Annotated in this window: 16 protein-coding genes and 4 pseudogenes; 15 read left to right on the top strand and 5 right to left on the bottom strand. The window is 69.0% G+C overall.

The features are described from left to right. Window positions 1-243: pseudogene (locus ACFYX0_RS26495) on the bottom strand (transposase); the annotation flags it as partial. 206 nt (window positions 244-449) lie between these two features. Here ACFYX0_RS26495 and ACFYX0_RS26490 point away from each other — a divergent pair. From ACFYX0_RS26490 to ACFYX0_RS26470, 5 genes and pseudogenes are all read left to right on the top strand, one after another. Then, a complete protein-coding gene (locus ACFYX0_RS26490; RefSeq protein WP_388973664.1) occupies window positions 450-686 on the top strand; it encodes a 1-deoxy-D-xylulose-5-phosphate synthase N-terminal domain-containing protein in 237 nt (78 codons plus the stop codon). An 11-nt stretch (window positions 687-697) separates the two neighbouring features. Next, window positions 698-1,660 carry a transketolase C-terminal domain-containing protein gene (locus ACFYX0_RS26485; RefSeq protein WP_388973663.1) on the top strand — a complete coding sequence of 321 codons (963 nt, stop codon included), beginning with the start codon at window positions 698-700 and terminating at the stop codon, window positions 1,658-1,660. Between the two features lie 53 nt (window positions 1,661-1,713). Further along, window positions 1,714-2,031: pseudogene (locus ACFYX0_RS26480) on the top strand (DUF488 domain-containing protein); the annotation flags it as partial. Between the two features lie 251 nt (window positions 2,032-2,282). Then, window positions 2,283-2,540 carry a hypothetical protein gene (locus tag ACFYX0_RS26475; RefSeq protein WP_388973661.1) on the top strand — a complete coding sequence of 86 codons (258 nt, stop codon included), beginning with the start codon at window positions 2,283-2,285 and terminating at the stop codon, window positions 2,538-2,540. Further along, entirely contained in the window at window positions 2,534-3,244 is a 711-nt protein-coding gene (locus tag ACFYX0_RS26470) for a tellurite resistance/C4-dicarboxylate transporter family protein (RefSeq protein ID WP_388973659.1), read from the top strand. Before ACFYX0_RS26475 ends, ACFYX0_RS26470 begins: the two co-directional genes overlap by 7 nt. A 94-nt stretch (window positions 3,245-3,338) precedes the next feature. On the opposite strand, the gene ACFYX0_RS26465 is transcribed toward ACFYX0_RS26470, so the two are convergent. After that, complete coding sequence (locus tag ACFYX0_RS26465) at window positions 3,339-4,418, bottom strand: TDT family transporter (RefSeq protein WP_388973657.1); 1,080 nt, start codon at window positions 4,416-4,418, stop codon at window positions 3,339-3,341. A 568-nt stretch (window positions 4,419-4,986) separates the two neighbouring features. Between ACFYX0_RS26465 and ACFYX0_RS26460 the strand changes: the two genes are divergently transcribed. Continuing rightward, on the top strand, window positions 4,987-5,991 hold the full coding sequence (locus ACFYX0_RS26460; protein WP_388973655.1) for a GlxA family transcriptional regulator: 1,005 nt from the start codon (window positions 4,987-4,989) through the stop codon (window positions 5,989-5,991). Window positions 5,992-6,063: 72 nt separating this feature from the next. On the opposite strand, the gene ACFYX0_RS26455 is transcribed toward ACFYX0_RS26460, so the two are convergent. Further along, on the bottom strand, window positions 6,064-6,501 hold the full coding sequence (locus ACFYX0_RS26455; protein WP_388973654.1) for a nuclear transport factor 2 family protein: 438 nt from the start codon (window positions 6,499-6,501) through the stop codon (window positions 6,064-6,066). Window positions 6,502-6,578: 77 nt separating this feature from the next. Between ACFYX0_RS26455 and ACFYX0_RS26450 the strand changes: the two genes are divergently transcribed. From ACFYX0_RS26450 to ACFYX0_RS26435, 4 genes and pseudogenes are all read left to right on the top strand, one after another. After that, the gene (locus ACFYX0_RS26450; RefSeq protein WP_388973652.1) at window positions 6,579-7,307 is read left to right on the top strand and encodes a DNA-3-methyladenine glycosylase; all 729 of its coding nucleotides are present in this window, start codon (window positions 6,579-6,581) and stop codon (window positions 7,305-7,307) included. 271 nt (window positions 7,308-7,578) lie between these two features. Beyond that, window positions 7,579-9,039, top strand: a complete 1,461-nt coding sequence (locus tag ACFYX0_RS26445; RefSeq protein ID WP_388973650.1) for an MFS transporter — start codon at window positions 7,579-7,581, stop codon at window positions 9,037-9,039. A gap of 210 nt (window positions 9,040-9,249) precedes the next feature. Then, window positions 9,250-9,849, top strand: a complete 600-nt coding sequence (locus tag ACFYX0_RS26440; protein WP_388973648.1) for a DUF6884 domain-containing protein — start codon at window positions 9,250-9,252, stop codon at window positions 9,847-9,849. Between the two features lie 232 nt (window positions 9,850-10,081). Further along, window positions 10,082-10,913, top strand: a pseudogene (locus ACFYX0_RS26435) (IS5 family transposase). A 64-nt stretch (window positions 10,914-10,977) separates the two neighbouring features. On the opposite strand, the gene ACFYX0_RS26430 reads toward ACFYX0_RS26435, so the two are convergent. Further along, window positions 10,978-11,382: a nuclear transport factor 2 family protein gene (locus ACFYX0_RS26430; RefSeq protein WP_388973646.1), complete on the bottom strand. Its 405-nt coding sequence runs from the start codon at window positions 11,380-11,382 to the stop codon at window positions 10,978-10,980. Between the two features lie 254 nt (window positions 11,383-11,636). On the opposite strand from ACFYX0_RS26430, the gene ACFYX0_RS26425 reads away from it, so the two are divergent. The 4 genes and pseudogenes from ACFYX0_RS26425 (at window position 11,637) to ACFYX0_RS26410 (ending at window position 14,723) form a co-directional block, all read left to right on the top strand. Next, window positions 11,637-12,095 carry a transposase gene (locus tag ACFYX0_RS26425; RefSeq protein ID WP_388973668.1) on the top strand — a complete coding sequence of 153 codons (459 nt, stop codon included), beginning with the start codon at window positions 11,637-11,639 and terminating at the stop codon, window positions 12,093-12,095. 137 nt (window positions 12,096-12,232) lie between these two features. Further along, window positions 12,233-12,334 (top strand): annotated as a pseudogene (locus ACFYX0_RS26420) (hypothetical protein); the annotation flags it as partial. Between the two features lie 560 nt (window positions 12,335-12,894). Further along, entirely contained in the window at window positions 12,895-13,647 is a 753-nt protein-coding gene (locus tag ACFYX0_RS26415) for a transposase (protein ID WP_388973644.1), read from the top strand. A gap of 485 nt (window positions 13,648-14,132) precedes the next feature. Then, window positions 14,133-14,723, top strand: coding sequence for an AAA family ATPase (locus ACFYX0_RS26410; protein ID WP_388973642.1), 591 nt, complete (start codon window positions 14,133-14,135; stop codon window positions 14,721-14,723). Between the two features lie 21 nt (window positions 14,724-14,744). Here the strand turns inward: ACFYX0_RS26410 and ACFYX0_RS26405 are convergent, their stop codons facing one another. Beyond that, window positions 14,745-16,037, bottom strand: a complete 1,293-nt coding sequence (locus tag ACFYX0_RS26405; RefSeq protein WP_388973640.1) for a phosphatase PAP2 family protein — start codon at window positions 16,035-16,037, stop codon at window positions 14,745-14,747. Window positions 16,038-16,237: 200 nt separating this feature from the next. Here ACFYX0_RS26405 and ACFYX0_RS26400 point away from each other — a divergent pair, with 200 nt between their 5' ends. Then, entirely contained in the window at window positions 16,238-17,455 is a 1,218-nt protein-coding gene (locus ACFYX0_RS26400) for an amidohydrolase family protein (protein ID WP_388973638.1), read from the top strand. The last annotated feature ends 176 nt before the right edge of the window (window positions 17,456-17,631 follow it).

Raw genomic sequence — 17,631 nt, 5'->3', positions numbered from 1 at the left:
GATCCCGGCGACAACGTCGGCACGCCAATCCACGGAACGCAGCGTGCGACCGGCCTGCTCCTGCGCCATCCGCACCACGCGGTCATTCACCTTGACGCCCTGCGCCGGGGCGGCGGTCCAGCCCAGGCGGCGCAGCGCCATCCACGCATTCGACAGCAACGCTTGCCCGCCCGCATCCACACCAGACGCCAACTGGGCCACGTCCGCAGAGTTCCAGTGCTCGGCAAGCACCTCGGTGACCATTCTGGTCACCAGGTCGCAACACCATTCGACACGCTGCGCCACAGAAGCCGACGACACGGCGAGAGCGTCTGGCCGGCTGGGGCAGACAGGCGCTCGACGGTGCCGGAGCGCCGGGCCGGGCGCTGCACCGCACCCTGCACGCGGCCAAGGAAGGCATCAAGGAGGGCCTGAAAGCGGGCCTCGCAGGGGGCAGCGCGGAGGCCGTGATGCCGCAGTCGCTCTTCTGCGAGCTGGGACTGCACTACCTCGGGCCCGTCGACGGCCACGACATCACCGCTCTGGAAGCAGCCCTGGAACGGGCCAAGGCCCAAGGCGCGCCGGTCGTCGTCCACTGCATCACGCGCAAGGGGCTCGGATACGCGCCGGCCGAGCAGAACGAGGAGGACCACCTGCACGGCATCATCGATCCGCAGACGGGCCCCCTCTGCGGCCCACTGGTCTGACCTGGACGGCAGTGTTCGGCCGGGAACTGGTCGAACTGGCCGACGCGCACCCGGACGTCGTCGCGATTACCGCGGCCATGCCCGGCTCGGTCGGTCTCAACGACTTCGCCGCACGCTACCCGGCACGGTTCTTCGACGTCGGGATCGCCGAGCAGCATGCGGTCGCCTCGGCCGCCGGGATGGCCATGGCGGGCCTGCATCCGGTGATCGCCCTGTACGGCACGTTCCTGAACCGCGCCCTCGACCAAGTGCTGATGGACCTCGCACTGCACCGGCTCGGTGCGACCCTGGTCCTCGACCGGTCCGGAGTCACCGGTGACGACGGACCCGGCCACAACGGGCTGTGGGATCTTGCGATGCTCCAAGCTGTCCCCGGCCTGCGTATCGGGGCTCCCCGCGATGCGCGCACGCTGCGGCGGCAGTTGCGGCAGGCCGTGTCGATCAACGACGCGCCGACGGTCCTGCGCTACCCGAGGGGCATGGTCGGCCCGGCGATCCCGGCGCTCGGCCGCGCCGGTGTGGTCGACGTCCTGCGCGAGGCCCCCGGCGGCGGCGTCCTGCTGGTCGCTGTCGGAACGACGGCCTCGGTCGCTCTCGAAGCGGCGGAGCTGTGCGCCGAGCAGGGGGTGGAGGTCACCGTGGTGGACCCGCTGTGGGTCAAGCCGCTCCCCGGCGATCGGCCCGCGCTCGCCGCCGAGCACGCCTTGGTCGCCACCGTCGAGGACGGGCTGCGCGCCGGAGGAGTGGGCATAGCGGTGGCCCAGGGCCTGCAGGAGGCCGGCATCCGCACCCCGGTACGTGCCGTGGGCGTGGCGGACGGGTTTCCCCGGCAGGCCAGCCGGGCCGAGATCCTCGCGGAAGCAGGCCTGACCGCTCAGGCGATCGCGTACACCGTCACCCAGACCCTGGCCCGCGCGGCCGTCACCGCGGTACCCACGGGTCCCCGCACCATCCCCGCACCCAAAAGGCAATGAATTTCGCATACCAGTAAAATGCTTCTACTGCGAAAGCGGCCGGAGGATGCGTCATGTCCGAGATCGTCTGCCGCAGAATCGACGAGCAGACGCCAAGCGAGGACGGCGAGGTCGGCGAGCGCGTGCTGGTCGACCGGGTCTGGCCGGAAGGTGTGCGCCGGCAAGGCGCACCGCTCGACGAGTGGCTGCGGGAGGTCGCACCATCCATCGCGCTGCAGCGCTTGTACCGCCACCATCCCCAGCGGTTCGGTGAGTTCCGCCGCCGCTATCTCACCGAACTGGGCGATCAACGGCACAAATACGCAGCTGCCCGGCTTCGGGGCCTGGCCCAACACCGCAGCCTCACCCTGCTGACCGCCACCCAGGACATGGACCACAGCCATACCGCGGTCCTGGCCGAATGGCTCACCGAACCCGGCTCTCACGATGAGCGGCGCCCGGATGCCGCCCTTCCTGAGCACGGACGTACTGCTCCCGGTTCCCGGTCGCCCGGACACCGCGCGGCCGTCTCCGCCGCGGTGGCCAATCTCAACGCGGGCGCGCTTGCGTTCGTGATGGGCACCGGCATCGTCTCCACGGCCCTGTACGTCAGCGGCGCCGACACCGCCTCCGCCGTACTGCTGTGGTGGCCCTGGGCGGTCATGCGGTACTGGTGCCCGCCTACGGCTGGCGGCTGCTGCGCCGGCGCGAGCGGTTCGTCGCGGATCTTTTCGGGCCGCGTGCCTTCGCGTTCCTCACCCTCGCGATCTCCTCGAACGTGCTGGCTGCTCGCTTTGTGCCGGCCGGACACACCGCGGTCGCCGGGGCGTTCCTGGCGTTCGGGACGCTGGGGTGGGTGGTGCTGGACTACGGCATTCCGCTCGTGCTCATCTCATGCTGAAGCGGGGCCCCTCGCTCGACCAGGTGAACGGCACCTGGTTCCTGTGGTCGGTGGGATCGGAGTCGGTGGCGGTCGCGGCGGCATCGCTGGCTCGGGTGACCCCGGGACACGCACTGGCCGTCCTGGCAGTGGTGTGCTGGGCCGTCGGCCTGATGCAGTACCTGCTGACCGCCGCGCTGGTCCTGGCCCGGTTGCTGGTCCGGCCGGTGCAGCCGGAAGGCCTCATGACGTCCGTATGGATCTTCATGGGGGCGGCGGCGATCGCCGTGCTCGCCGGAGTCCGGCTGATCGCACTCCATCCAGGCAGCACGATGGTGTCGCGCCCGCTCGTCATCGGGACGTCCGTTGTCCCGTGGGCGTTCTCAAGCTGGCTGATTCCGCTCCTGCTGGCTCTGGGCGTTTGGCGGCACGCGCTGCGCCGTATCCCGCTGCGCTACGAGCTCGGCTGGTGGAACCTCGTCTTCCCGGTCGGCATGTATGCGGTCACCACGCATGAGCTGGGACGCGCGACCGCAACCTCGTGGATGACGAGCGTGGGCCGCTGGGAGGTCTGGGTCGCCGTGGTGTTCTGGGCTGTCGTGTTCGCCGCCATGGTGGCCGCCAGACTCCGGGCCCGCCCCACGACCGCGCACGGATCCGCCGGTGCGGGGCAGACGGCCCGCCCGCAGAGCACGGCCTCGACGGCACCCGGGGCGCTGCCATAGGCACGTGTTGCGGTGTGGCGCGAACCCGGCTGCCCGTCGGCAGACAGCCGGGTTGGCGCGCGTCCGTGTCATGCGGAGCGTTACGCGGGCCCTGTCAGCGGCGGGCGCGCTCACGCTGCCGGACAGCATGGCGCAGGGAGTGCCAGGCGACCACCGCCCAGGCGGCGACGAGCAGGGCGTACAGGACGACGGCGATCCAGACGAATAGCTGCGAGCCGGTACGAGCAGCGAGTGCGCTGGTGCCGGTGACGCACGCACCGAGGGGGAAGATGAAGGACCACCAGGTGGCTGCGAAGGGAAGCCCTCTGCGGAATTCCCGTATGGTCAGCGCTGTGGCCAGTACCAGCCACAGCAGGGCGAAGCCCCAGATCCCGAGCCCACCCAGGAGCGCTACGACACCACTCCCGCGCGCGTACGGGGCGGGGAGCGCGCTCGGCGACGCCGTGGCCAGCGTCCCCAGCGCCGTCACCGCCTGATCCAGCGCCCCCACACCGATCCACATCGTGGGCACCACCGCACCGCCGGGCGCGTCATGATGCACCAGGCGGCTGTAGACCATGGCCAGCACCAGCAGGACCGCGACCAACCCGAGCCCGAGCATCGAGTAGCAGCACAGCAGCAGGGCCAGCCGCACCTGCCCGGCCGGCGCCCGCGGGATGAGCAGCGCGCCTGTCGCGGCGGAGACCAGCGGCGGCACCACCGGTAGCAGCCAGCCGCCGAACGCCGCGTCCGGCGTGAAACGGTGCCGCGTGACCATCACATACGGCACCGTGCAGGCGGTGGCAAGACCCAGCACCGTACCGGCCGACCACAGCACCCAGTCCGCATCCACCGCCGCACGCTGCCCGATCAGCCGCCGGCCGAGCAGCAGCGTCCCGGCCCCGACGGTGAGCAGAGCCATCGGCGGCGCCCCGAAGAACTGGGCCAGTACCGGATCACCGGCATGCACCCGCAGCGTCCGCTGCCCTGTATAGCTGACGGCGAGCACGATCAGCAGCAGCGCGGTCCCCGCCCAGACCACCGTGGCGGTCTCGCCGAGCCCGGGGAATCCACGCGGCAGCGTAGCCGCAGCGACAGAGACGATCCCGCTGCCCATGACGGCCGCGAACCAGCCGGGACCGAGCCGGCCCCGCTCCCTGCCGTTCCCCTCGTCCGGCTGGTCACGTACATGCACGGATGATCTCGGGGCCGAGCGGACCGCGGACGCTCTCGGGGCCGGGCCGACCTGGGACGGGACCGCTCGGCTGGTACTGGGGTGGGGTGTCACGGCGCGGAGTGCCTTCTCTTGGGGTGTCGGATTCGTCACCGTCCACGACCAGCCACGGTGACGGGCCGGCCGACTGGCCGGGCCACACCCAGCAGCTCAGGGACGCGGCCGAGACCGTCGGCCCGTTGGTGCCCTCGACGCTATGGCGAAGCGCGGCTCCCGCCACAGAACAGCACGCGCCATGACGCCCTCACACCAGGACATCGAGCACCGTGCAGGCCTGTTGCCGGGCGCCGGCCGGATGCCCCGATGTCCTTGTCCGAGCGTGTTGTGGCCACACCTGTGGCCATGACGAGACGGCAAACGACCGCTGAACACGGGCGAGGCGCCGAAGCCCGACGCCTCGTTCCACACCACGGAAGGCAGCAGCATGCCGCAGGGACGCGGACGACAATCGGCAAGGGAGCGGCAGAGCATCGCCGGGCGGATGATGGTGTCCTCCGATGTGGGCCCCAGTCCGTCCGGGAGGCGCACGATGAAGGACAGGCCGTCAGGCAGGAAGCCGCTCCTGGTGACCGTGCTGGTCTTCCCCGGCGTACGGCTGCTCGACGTCACCGGCCCGATCGAGGTGTTCACGACAGCCAACGAATTCGGCGGCCGCTACCGCGTACGCACGGTCTCCCCTGACGGCGCCGACGTGGTCACCGCAGCCGGCACCGGTCTGCGCGTCGACCTCGCTGCCGCGCAGGTACAGGCGGCCAGCGATGTGGTCATCATCCCCGGCGGCCCCGAGTGGCCCTCCCTCATCAAGGACGACGCCCTGCTGGACGCCATCAGGGCGCTCGACGCACATGGTTGCCGCACCGCGTCCATCTGCACCGGAGCCTTCCTCATCGCCGCGGCCGGACTGCTCGACGGACGCAAGGCGACAACGCACTGGCGCTTCGCCGACCAGCTCGCCCTGCGCTACCCGAAGGTGAGCGTGGAAGCGGACGCCCTGTTCGTACGCGACGGCCACATCATGACCTCCGCAGGCGTCACCTCGGGCATCGATCTCTCGCTCGCCCTGGTCGAGGAGCACCTCGGCGCCGACGTCGCCCGCGCCGTGGCCAAGGACATGGTCGTGTTCATGCAGCGGCCGGGCGGCCAGTCCCAGTTCAGTGTCCGCACCCACACCCCGCGCGCGAGACAGGAGATGCTGCGCCGGGTCCTGGACGCGGTCGCCGAGGACCCGTCCGCCCCGCACACCCTTGCCGCCATGGCGCGCCGGGCGGGTGTGAGCACCCGCCACATGACACGCCTGTTCCACGACGAGATGAGCACGACCCCTGCCCGCTATGTCGAGCAGGTCCGCATAGAGGCCGCCCAGGCGATGCTGGAGGACAGCGACGACCCCATGGCCACGGTGGCCCGGCGCACCGGCTTCGGGTCACCGGAGTCGCTGCGCCGCGCCTTCACGCGCAACCTGGGCATCACGCCGGGGGCCTACCGAGCACGCTTCCGCACCACGCACACCGCAGGCGACGACAAACCTGCCTGATGCCCTGGAGGTGTCCGGCGCGCATGGGCAATCGCCGAGATCCGGCACGTCGGCCGTGCCGGACGAGGCCGATCAGGCATCCTCAATGGTTCGCCCCGGCATCGGCTCCGCGAGCGCGGCCCGCCACGCGGGCGTGCCGAGAGGAGCGGCGAAGTACTGCGTCTCGTGGACGACCTGCTGGTCGGCGAATTCCATGACGCTCACCGAGTACGAAGGCGCACCGTCGTAGGTGATGACGCATTCGCTCACCCATACATGCGCCTGGCCGGTGATGCGCAGGACGGTGAAGTGCCGGTCGGCCGGATGCCCGCCGCGTTGCGCCGCGATCTTCTCGCGGCCCCGGAAACGCTCACCCGACTGCGGATAGTCCAGCACCGCGTCCGCAGCGTAGATCGCATGCTCGGCCTCGAAGTCACCTCGTTCGGAAGCGTGTTCCTTCTTCCAACGGCATGGTGGGCGTTGGGCTCGAAAGTCCGTATCCGAGCGCCCCACGGCAGCTTCTACGGCCATGGAGCAACGCAAGGAGAGCGCTGGGACGGAGGGGTCACCGGATCCGGCGACCCGGAATCTCGACAGGAGGCAGCGGCTTGACAGAGAACCTGACGGTCCCGGGCGCGGGCGGGGCCGATCACGAGCAATTGCGGGCGTTCGAAGAGCCAGGGGCGTCGTCGGCAGGACGGCCCGCTTTGCGCGAGCACTTCTTCGACCGGCCCGCCCTTGAAGTGGCTCCCGAACTCCTGGGTGCTCTCGTGGTCTCGCGCTCGCAGCGCGGCGTGACGGCGGTGCGTATCACCGAGGTGGAGGCGTACGAGGGGCCGGACGATCCTGCCTCGCACGCGTTCCGGGGCCCGAACCGGACCAATCGAGCGGAGTTCGGGGCCCCGGGGACCTTCTATGTGTACCGGACGCACGCGGTGCATCGGTGCCTGAACGCCGTCTGCGGACCCGGGCGGCGTCCCGCTTCGGTGCTGCTCCGCGCCGGCACCGTCGTGGAGGGAGCAGACGTCGCGCAAGAACGCCGGGGGCCTGGGGTACGGGCGCGCGATCTGGCGCGCGGCCCGGCCAACCTCGCGCGAGCGTTGGGCATCGCCGATCTGTGTCATGACGGACAGTCAGCATGCGACGGAGCGGCGGAGTTGTTCCTCGCGGAACCCGCCGGGGGCATCTCGTCCGCGCGGGTCGGTCGAGGGCCGCGTACGGGGGTGGGCGGTCCTGCTGCTTTGTACCCCTGGCGCTTCTGGATGCTGGGCGAGTCGAGTGTCAGCCCCTATCGGGCGCACCCGGGGTATCGCCGAGGGATGAGGGCGCAGGGCTGACCCCTCCGTCCCTCGCGGGACACCGCAGGTGCCGACGCCGTTCCTCGGAGGCGGCGGCACCCGAAGGTGTTTCAGGCTCGCTCCGGTACCGATCCCGCAGCGAAGACCGAATGTGCGCCTTCGCTGTCCTTATCCGCGGCCACGCACACCCGGCGCCTGCGAGTTGAACAGCTCAGGAAATGTCCGTGGGCCGGGCCGGCTCGCGCCCTCGCCTCCTGAGACGGCGTCCGGGGGCACGGCGGCGGCCCGACCGAACAGAAGGCGATCAGTGATGACTGCGATCAGTCCCACTCCCGAACCGGATCCGCGCAGGTGGCGCGCGCTCGGGATCATCTGCCTGGTGCAGGTGATGCTGCTCCTCGATGTGACCGTGGTCAATGTGGCGCTGCCCCCCATCCAGCACGATCTCGGCTTCACGACCACTGGCCTGGCATGGGTCGTCAACGGCTACACCGTCACCTACGGTGGGCTGCTGATGCTCGGCGGGCGCCTGGGCGATCTGCTCGGCCGCAGACGCCTCTTCCTGACCGGCTTGGCGATCTTCGCGCTGTCGTCGGCAAGCGCCGGAGCGGCCCAGCAGGCCGGTGTACTGATCGCCAGCCGCTTCGTACAGGGCGTCGGTGCGGCACTCGTGAGCCCGGCGGCACTGTCCCTGGTGACGCTGCTGTTCACACAGCGGCAGGAAAGGGCACGGGCCATGGCCATCTGGAGTGGCCTGGCCGGAGTTGGTGTGGCCCTGGGCGTCGTGCTCTCGGGCGTCCTGACCACCGTCGCCTCCTGGCGTTGGATCTTCTTCATCAATCTGCCCATCGCCGCGTTCGCCTTTCTCGCCACCTTCAAGCTCGTCTCCGAAAGCCGGGCCACCAAGCGCGGTCGGCCTGACGTCCTCGGCGCCGTGACGGTCACCCTCGGTCTGCTCCTGGTCGTGTTCGGCCTCCTGGAGAAGGACAGCCACGCATGGCTCTCGTTCTCCGTCGTGGGCTGCGTCGGGCTCGGTGTGCTCTGCTTGATCGGTTTCGTGCTGGTGGAGGCCCGCGTGGCCCAGCCTCTGGTGCCCCTCGCATTCCTGCGCTCACGTAACCGGAGCATCGCCAACATCGTTCGCATCTGCTATTACGTCGGCTTCGCCACCCTCTTCTTCTCACTGAGCCTGTATGTCCAGCGCATACTGCACTTTTCCGCGCTGGCGACCGGATTTGCCTTTGTACCGTTCGGGTTGGTCATTCTCTTCAGCGCCACCGTGATGGCACCACGCCTCCTTCCCCGGTTCGGTCTGCGGGCCCTGAACGGAGGAGGGCTTGCGGTCACCACCGTCGGCTACCTCCTCCTTGCCGGGCTGAGCAGCCACGGCACCTATGTGGCCGACGTACTGCCCGGACTGATCCTCGTGCCGCTGGGAGGCGGACTCGTCCTCGTCGGATCCACTGTCGCCGGAGTGGACGGCGCCACCGGTGAGGACGCGGGCATCGCCGCAAGCATGAACAATGCGTCCATGCAGATCGGCAGCGCCATCGGTCTGGCTGCCCTGGTCTCACTGGGCACCGGCCACGCCGCCGTGCTGAGGCGTGCGGGCGCCGACCCGTTGACCGCCGCCGCGCACGGTTACGCCTTCAGCTTCACCATCGCCGCCGGCATGACGGCCTTCGGTGCGTTCCTGGGCTTCGCCGGAATCCGCCCGACACCGGCCGAGACTCCGACGGTGAGGACCAACGCCAAGGAGCGCGTGGTCTGACGTGCCGCCGGCGGCGAAAGCGAGAGTCTGCGGCCGCGGCGGGCCTGGCGGAATGGTGCTGCCGCTGCGTGTCAGGGGACATAGCGGGCCCCGCTCGAAGAGGCCGAGTGTGCGCCAGCTGTTCGTGCGACGGCGGCATTGCCGGGTCTGAGCTTCCATCGGCTGCCTCCCCTGTTCCCTCCCGTGGACGCCTCAAGCCCGTCATCCGGCATGACCTTGTTCTTCTCGAAATTCCACTCCGACATCGTCATTCCCCCCGGCTCGGCCGCCCCGCAGGCGGGTCTCATCCAGAACACGCCGGGTGGGCACACGACCAGTAGTGCTCACATCACACGCACAGGCAGGACAACAGACATGACCACAAACGACCATCTCGACTACTTCAAGCCACGACTCGTCGTCATCCCGTGCGGCAGCCGCAAACTGGGCTCGCCCGCGCGCTCCGCAGACATGTACGTAGGCTCCTACCACCGGGCATGCCGCAAGGCGGCCGACGCACTGCAACCTGACCTGCTGCTCATTCTCTCCGCACGCCACGGGCTCCTCGACCTCGACGACGTCATCGAGCCGTACGACACACCTCATGGCGCAGCCGACGCGGTAACGAGCCAGGTCCTTCTGGAACAGGCAACCGTGCGTGACATCGTGGGCCTTGACCCGGTGGTGGCCCTCGGCGGTGCACGACACATCAGCCTCGTGCACTCCGTCTGGCCGCACGTCCACACGCCGTTGGCCGGAGCACGCGGCATGGGTGAGCAAATGGCCCGGCTTGCAGCATTGCGCGAAGGACGGGGAATGCCTCCGACATGACGCTTCGTGCGGCGCCCGCGAGGCCTCGCCAGCATGTGTCGAGGCGCATGGCCCGATGGGGACTGCAGAGCGTTCCATGAAGTGACGGTCATACGTGCTGTGGTGGTACCAGAGTTCGACGTCGTGAAGCTGATGGTGGAGGCGGTACCGACCTCTTGCTCCTCAGGGCATCCTCGGGTGTAAGAACTCCTAACGAAACGATCTTCAAGGTTGTTTGATCATTCCGGGACTGATGATCCGGGGGTGCTGGGTGGCTCGACCGAAGCCGTGGGAAGTCGACGACGAGCTATGGGTGGTGATCGAGCCGCTGCTGCCCAAGGTCGAACGTCGGATGCGGCACGCAGGCCGCAAGCGGCATCCAGACCGTTTGGTGTTCCAGGGCATCCTGTTCGTCCTGCACACCGGGATCGCCTGGGAACACCTGCCGCAAGAACTCGGCTTCGGCTCGGGCATGACCTGCTGGCGCCGCCTGGCCGAGTGGACCGAAGCCGGTGTTTGGCCCGGCTCCACGAGGTCCCCCTCGCCAAGCTCCGCAACGCGAACGCCCTGGACTTCTCCCGAGCTGCCGTCGACGGCTCCCACATCCGCGCGCTAAAGGGGGCCCCAAGACCGGACGAAGCCCCGTCGACCGGGGCAGGACGGGCAGCAAACACCACCTGATCACCGACGCCACCGGTATCCCGCTCGCCGCCACCCTGACCGGGGGCAACCGCAACGACGTCACTCAACTCATCCCGCTCCTCCAAGCCGTGCCGCCCGTGCGTGGCAAGCGCGGTCGGCCCAGGCGTCGCCCGGACATGGTGCTAGGTGACCGTGGCTACGACCACGACAAGTACCGCCGGCTGGTCTGGGACCTCGGCGTGAAGCCGCTGATCGCCCGGCGCGGCACCGAGCACGGTTCCGGACTCGGCACTCAACGCTGGGTCGTGGAGCGTGCGTTCGCCCACCTGCACTGGTTCCGCCGCCTGCGGATCCGCTGGGAGATCCGCGACGACATCCACGAGGCCTTCCTCACCCTCGCATGCGCGCTCATCTGCTGGAGGCGCTTGAAGCCATCGCAATAGGAGTTCTTGGAACTTCAACAAAGTGACGGGCTGGTCGCCCGGCTGACCCGAGCGAGGCCAAGAATCAGGCTCCGGCGATGGTCCGGCCCGGCATCGGCTCCGCGAGCGCGGACCGCCAGGCCGGCGCACCGAAGGGGTCGGCGAAGTACTGCGTCTCGTGCACCACGTGCTGGTCAGCGAATTCCATGATGCTCACCGAGCACGAAGGCACACCGTCGTAGGTGATGAGGCATTCGCTCACCCACAGATTCGCATGGCCGGTGATCCGGTGGACGGTGAAGTGTCGGTCGGCCGGGTGCCCGCCGCGTTGCGCTGAGATCGTCCCCCGGCCCTGGAACCGCTCACCTGACTGCGGGTAGTCCAGGATCGCGTCCGTGGCGTAGATGGCGTGCTCGGCTTCGGTGTCCCCGTGTTCCGAAGCCCGCCAATGCTCCTCGATCGCGGCCCTGGTCCGGGAGTCAGCATCCATAGCACCGCCCTTCCGTAGCGGTGACAGCCTAGGCACTCCGAGCCACAGCCGGCCCGGGGCCAGGCGGACCTGGGCTGCCAAGTCCTCCCTTTGGCCGGATCGGAGGGCGGCAGCCGTCCACCGTGGCAACGGCGTCGAGTGACCGCCACCCGGCTCACCCCATCTTCGATCCATTCTGTTAGGAGTTCTAATACTGCAACGACACTCCGTGACGTTGTGGGTGCGGCGTCGTTGATTGCTGCGTGGGGGAAGAGATAACTGACGGCTGGTCAGATGCCTTTGATGACTTCGCGGCGAGGTTCGCGGGCCGGTTCGGCGGGGTGGAGCCCCGACGACGGATGGTGTCCTACCTGCGAGGACTGCTCAGTGAGACAGAGCGGAAGAACGGCTGGACCCTGGCGGAGGCGGCCGGGGACGACGGTCCTCAGGGCATGCAGCGGCTGTTGAACCACTACCTGTGGGACGCGGACGCCGTGCGTGATGACGTCCGCAACGCAGTGGTGGAGCACCTCGGGGACCCCGAGCGGGGAATCCTTATTCTCGATGAGACGGGATTCCTCAAAAAGGGTGTCCGGTCGGCGGGCGTGGCCCGGCAGTATTCGGGAACGGCCGGGCGGATCGAGAATTCCCAGGTAGGTGTCTTCCTGGGTGGCTGTTTACAGAAGCCGCTGAGCTGCGTCGATGCTGGCCGGATGCTCACTCCGGTCAGGTAGGTTGATCTTGTGTCCTCCGCCCCGCCGCCGCAGCACTCGTACGAGGAGTTGGCGTCGCTGGTTGTGGAGTTGAAACTGCTGGTGTCCGCTCAGGCAGAGCGGATCGCGGAGCTGGAACGGCAGTCGCGGCGGACTCGCACAACTCCTCCAAGCCGCCGTCCAGCGACGGGCTGGGCAAGAAGCCGGCGCCGAAGTCGCTGCGTCGGCGGTCGGGCCGCAAGCCGGGCCGGGCCCCAGGGGATCCGGGCGGACGGTTGGAGCAGGTCGCCGACCCGGACCAGGTCGTCGATCACCATCCGGTCGTGTGCGGCGGCTGCGGGACCGGACTCGACCGCGCACAGAGCGCGGGCTATCGGGCCCGTCAGGCCTTCGACCTGCCCGAGATCCGCCGTGAGGTGACCGAGCACCGGTTGCACCAGAGGGTGTGCGGTTGCGGACACACCACCACCGCGACGGCGCCCGAACGGGTCAGCGCGGCCACGGTGTACGGGGCCGGGGTGCGGGCGGCGGTCTGCTATCTGTCGGCCTATCAGCACCTGCCGGCCAAACGCCTGGCCGAGGCGATGGACGCCTGTTCGGCCTACCGGTCTCCACCGGGAATGTCATCTCCGTCCTGCAGCGCGCCCACGACGGGCTCGCAGACTTCGAGACCCAGGTCAAGGAGCATCTGGCCGCCGCTCCCGATGGCGCACGCGGACGAGTCCGGGGTGCGGGTGACCGGCCGTCTGCACTGGCTGCACGTGATGTGCACCCACCTGGTCACCTTCTACGGCATCCACGCCCAGCGCGGCCGGCGGCGATGGACGACTTCGCGATCCTGCCCGCCTTCACCGGCACCCTGGTCACCGACGCCCTGGCCTCCTACACGATCTACGGCGATGCCCAGGCGCTGTGCAGCGCGCACGTCCTGCGCGAACTGATCGCCGTCACCGAGGACACCCGCCGCGACCCAGCATGGGCCCAGGCCATGATCGACGTACTCCTCGAGGCCGAGGACGCGGTCGCCGAGGCCCTCGCCACCGGGCAGCACGCTCTGGCTCCCGCCGCCCTCACAGACTTCCAAGACCGTTACCGGCAGGCTGCGCTGTGCGGCACCGCCGCCAACCCGCACCCCGGCACAGAACCGAAACCCAAGGCCAGAGCACTGGCCGAACGGCTGCGAGACCGCACCGCCGAGTACCAGCGATACATGACCGACTTCGCGGTCCCGTTCGACAACAACGCTGTCGAACGCGACCTGCGGATGGTCAAGGCGCAACAGAAGATCGCCGAATCCTGGCACACCCTGACCGGCGCCAGGCGCTTCGCCCGGATCCGCTCCTACCGTCGACGGCGGGGCGACGGCCCTCGACCCCGAGACCCTCGCGTTCGACTTCCACATCGCGTCGCGCGGGGGTGCGGACCTGTGACGCCGAGGGGGTGCCTCCCGCCGACCGCGTTCGGCTTGCCGCAGCCGCGGGTCTCGGCCGCCGGAGCCGAACGGGGCGGCCCGCGGCAGGGAGAGCTCCGGTCGGGGCGGCCGCATCCGGCTGATCGCCTTGGTCGGGGGTGAACAGGCCGAGCTGCCGGTGTTCGTGGCTGACGACCGGCGCTCGGTCTGGAGTGCGGACTGTGCAGCCGTAGGTGACGATCAGAATCTTGCGTGCGGGAATCGGCTCGTAGATCCAGACGCCGCCCTCGATCAGCGGCCCGGCTTGCACCTCCCAGCCGCTCTCCTCCGGATCTCCCGCTCCAAGCCGGCTTCAGGACTCTCATCGGCTGCCACGGACCCTCCGAATGCCCCGATTTCCAGTCGTCCACCAGGAAGCTCCCACTCGTCCCGTTCGTTCTTCAGCGGCAAAACCCGGCCGTGAGTGTCCGGAACCGCCCCTTTCACGGACACAGGCCAGAATGATGGCGTGTACGTCATGACGGTCCCCCTCGTACACTGTTCGCACCCGGTCGCCGTCCCGCGAGACCGGATTCACCGCCCTCCGCCCCACCCTGACAGGACGACGCCACGAACGGGAGCCCCGTGTTGACGTGCGAGAAGGCTCCATGAGCACGCCGACCCTGATCGTCGTGAGCGGCGGTCCCGGGACGGGGAAGACGACACTCGCTCACGAACTCGCCGGTGCCCTCGGCTGCCCCGCCGTCATCCGCGACGAGATCAAGCAGGGCATGGTCATGTCCCACCCCGGCTACCGCGGTGGCGGCGACGACCCGCTCAACCGTCCCACCTTCGGCGCCTTCTTCGCCACGCTGAAGGTGCTTCTGGAGGCCCGGGTCACGCTGGTCGCCGAAGCGGCCTTCCAGGACCGGCTGTGGCGGCCCGGCCTCGAGCCGCTCACCGGCCTCGCGCACCTCCGCGTCATCCGGTGCACCACCGCCGCCGGCGTCGCTCACGACCGTATCGTCCGGCGCACCCGGGAAGACGCTCACCGTGCCGCTCACGGCGACCACGATCTGCTCGAAGCCATCGCCGCCGGAGAGCACTCGCTCCAGTCCTTCGTGCCGATCTCCCTGGACGTCCCGACCCTGACCGTGGACACCTCGAACGGATACCGGCCGAGCCTCCGGGACATCGCCGCTTTCGCTCGCGCCTCCACCCGCGACGGTCCGCCACCCGAACACGAGACGGAAAGCTGACGCCGGCCAAGAGTCGGATCATCACTGGACAGCTCGTAGTTCGGGTTGCGGCTCCGACGGCAGCGCCGGTACAGCCTTCGGCTCCCACAGTTTGATGGTCCGTAGGTAGCCGTTGACCACAGAAGTCATCGCCAGGATGAGGAGTGGTCCGAACACCCAGGGATGTTCGGCCAGCTCCACGGGCAGACAGCGATAGGACACCAGGAGCGCGGTGAAGACCGTTGCACCGTAGGCGACGAGCTGGATTCCCGAGCGATCCCAGCCACGTTCGAGCGACCGCAGCCCTGCCTCGATCGTGACCGCGAACACCACTCCGGCAACGATGTCGGCGCCGTAGTGGTAGCCGAATCCCAGCGTCGCGCCGAGCGTGGCAATCAGCCAGAAGGCGCCTGCGAACCGCAGAAACCGTGGGCCCTTGCGGGAATGAATGAAAATCGCGGTAGCCCATGCCGTGTGCAGGCTGGGCATGCAGTTGCGTGGGGTGATCCCGTCGAACGGCATGTGGTGCGGGGTGCCGATGTGCGGCGGCGTGTGCGGCCACACGTCGGCCACCGCCCAGTGTCCGCCGTCGGCGCCGTAGGCGAAGACCGGTCCGACCACCGGGAAGATCATGTAGATGCCCGGCCCGAGGAGGCCGATGACCAGAAAGGTGCGCACCAGGTGATGGCGCGGAAAGCGGCGTTCGGTCGCCACGTTGCGCAGCTGGTACATCGCGACGACGACCGCGGCCACCGCGAGCTGGCCGTAGACGATGTGGAGAAGGTGGGCGCCGATCGGGCCGGTGGCCGCGACCATCCGGCCCACCACCCACGACGGGTTGCCCAGCGCGTGATCGGCGGTTGCCACGTACTGGTCGAGCACCGCCGGGCGGGTCTTCGACGTGATGAGGAGCCAGGTGTCGCCGGTCTTACGGCCCGCCACCAGCAGCAGGCCCAGCCCGACACCCTTCAGCAGCAGGACACGTTCCTGGCCGGTGCGACGGGTGACAGCGATGACCGCACAGCCCAACATCACCCACAGCGCGCCGTTGCCGAAGGGGTGGCCTTCGGTCACCTTGATGCCGGCCACCCATCGCGCCAGGAGGATGACGACGTCGATGCCGACCGCGGCACCTGCCGCGATGAACCGCTGCCGCCAGGTGAGCGCGACCATCATCAACGCCAGACTGCCGTACAGCAGAAAGCCGGATTTGGGCGGGAACACCACCTCTCGCACCTGGCTGGCGATCGGTCCCGGCAGGCCGTAGTGACGCGCTGCGATCTCCAGCGCGATGAGGAACCCGAGGGTCACCACACCTGCCGCGGTCCACAGCATGACCCGTGGTTGACGCCACGCGGCGAACGCAGTTCTGAAATTTATTCGCGAAAACACCCGCGATGCTCTAGGTATCAATTGTTTGGCCGATTTGTTAGTTGTTAGTTTTTCAGGTCACTCTTCGTGCCGTATAGCCTGGTTTTCCGGTGAAGGACGGGCGATGAGGGCGCTCATCGTGATCCGATCATGCTATCGGAGCGATGCGGGTGGGTTTCGGCCGTCATGGGCGGGGCGAAGGTCAGCCGGTCCAGCACGCAGCCGATCCAGCGCTGGGTCGCCAACACGCCGAATGCGAAGATCAGTTCCGCTTTGGCGACGCACCAGTACGATCGGCGAATCGGCTCATCGGGATGCGAGGGGGGCGCTCGCGGGTGGTACTCCAGGTGCGCGGCATCGTGTTGCCGGAGCGGGGAGAGCGCTCCTTCTGGATCGACGGCGACCGGCTACGGACCGAACCGGTCCCCGGCGCGGATCTCGTCGTCGACGGCGGGTGGCTGCTGCCCGGCCTGGTGGACGTGCACACGCACCCGGGCACTGAGGAACTGGACGACCCGTTCAGCGATGAGACGCTCCGCCGGCATCTGACCGACCATCGCGACGCCGGCGTACTGCTGGTGCGGACGCCCGGGTCTGCCGCGCGCATACCGAGCTGGGTGGACGAGGATCCGGGGATGCCGCGGGTTCGCTCAGCCGGGCGTTGGCTGGCCACTCCCGGCCGTTTCTTCCCCGGTTTCGGGCGTGATGTGAGCGAAGCGGACCTGGTGCAGGCAGCCGTCGAGGAGGCGAAGGCGTCCTCCGGCTGGTGCAAGGTCATCGCGGACTGGAAGTATGACGAACCGGCATTGCCTCAGGACGTTCTCTCCGCCGTCGTGCAAGCGGTGCACGCGGCCGGCGGTCGCGTGGCCGCCCACTGCCAGACCGCCGAGGGCAGTCGCCATGCCGTCGAGGCAGGCGTCGACAGCCTGGAGCACGGCATGCACCTCGCTCCCGAACTGATCGACCGGATGGCCTCCCAGGGCACTGCGTTCGTACCGACGCTCAGCGTCTTCGGCGCCGGGGCCGATCGAAAGCGCGCCGAAGAGCCGAGCGCCCGTCGCGACTGGTGGTTGAGCGGTTGGGAGGGCATGCTGCCCAATGTGAGGGCCGCCCACGAGGCCGGAGTCACCGTGCTCGCAGGCACTGACAGCTTCCCGTGCGGCAGGGTCACATCGGAGGTCGAATGGCTTGTTCGCGCCGGCCTGCCGGCCGAGACAGCGCTGGGGGCGGCGTCATGGGCGGCCCGAGCCTGGCTGGGGCTGCCCGGACTGGTCGACGGAGGCCCCGCCGACCTCGTCGCCTATGACACCGACCCGACTCTCGACGGCTCGGTTCTGGCCCACCCCAGTCGCATCATCCTGCGCGGCCAGGTGATCAGCTGATTCAAGAAAGTCCCCTCGGCCGCGCAGGGAATGGCCCTCTGACGGCCTGCTGCGGGGTCTGTGCGCGCAGCCCCCTGCCCCCGCGGAGGAGTTGCCGCCCTCCCACTCCGGAGCTCTTCAGACCGCCACCGAGGCCATCCCCTCATGCCGTCCGATCTGGTCTTTTGCGTCGCGCC

It is taken from the genome of Streptomyces sp. NPDC002573, assembly GCF_042889625.1.
GTDB lineage: Bacteria > Actinomycetota > Actinomycetes > Streptomycetales > Streptomycetaceae > Streptomyces > Streptomyces gibsoniae.
Note: the sequence above shows the minus strand (reverse complement) of the source record. Positions and strands in the feature narration are given on the sequence as shown.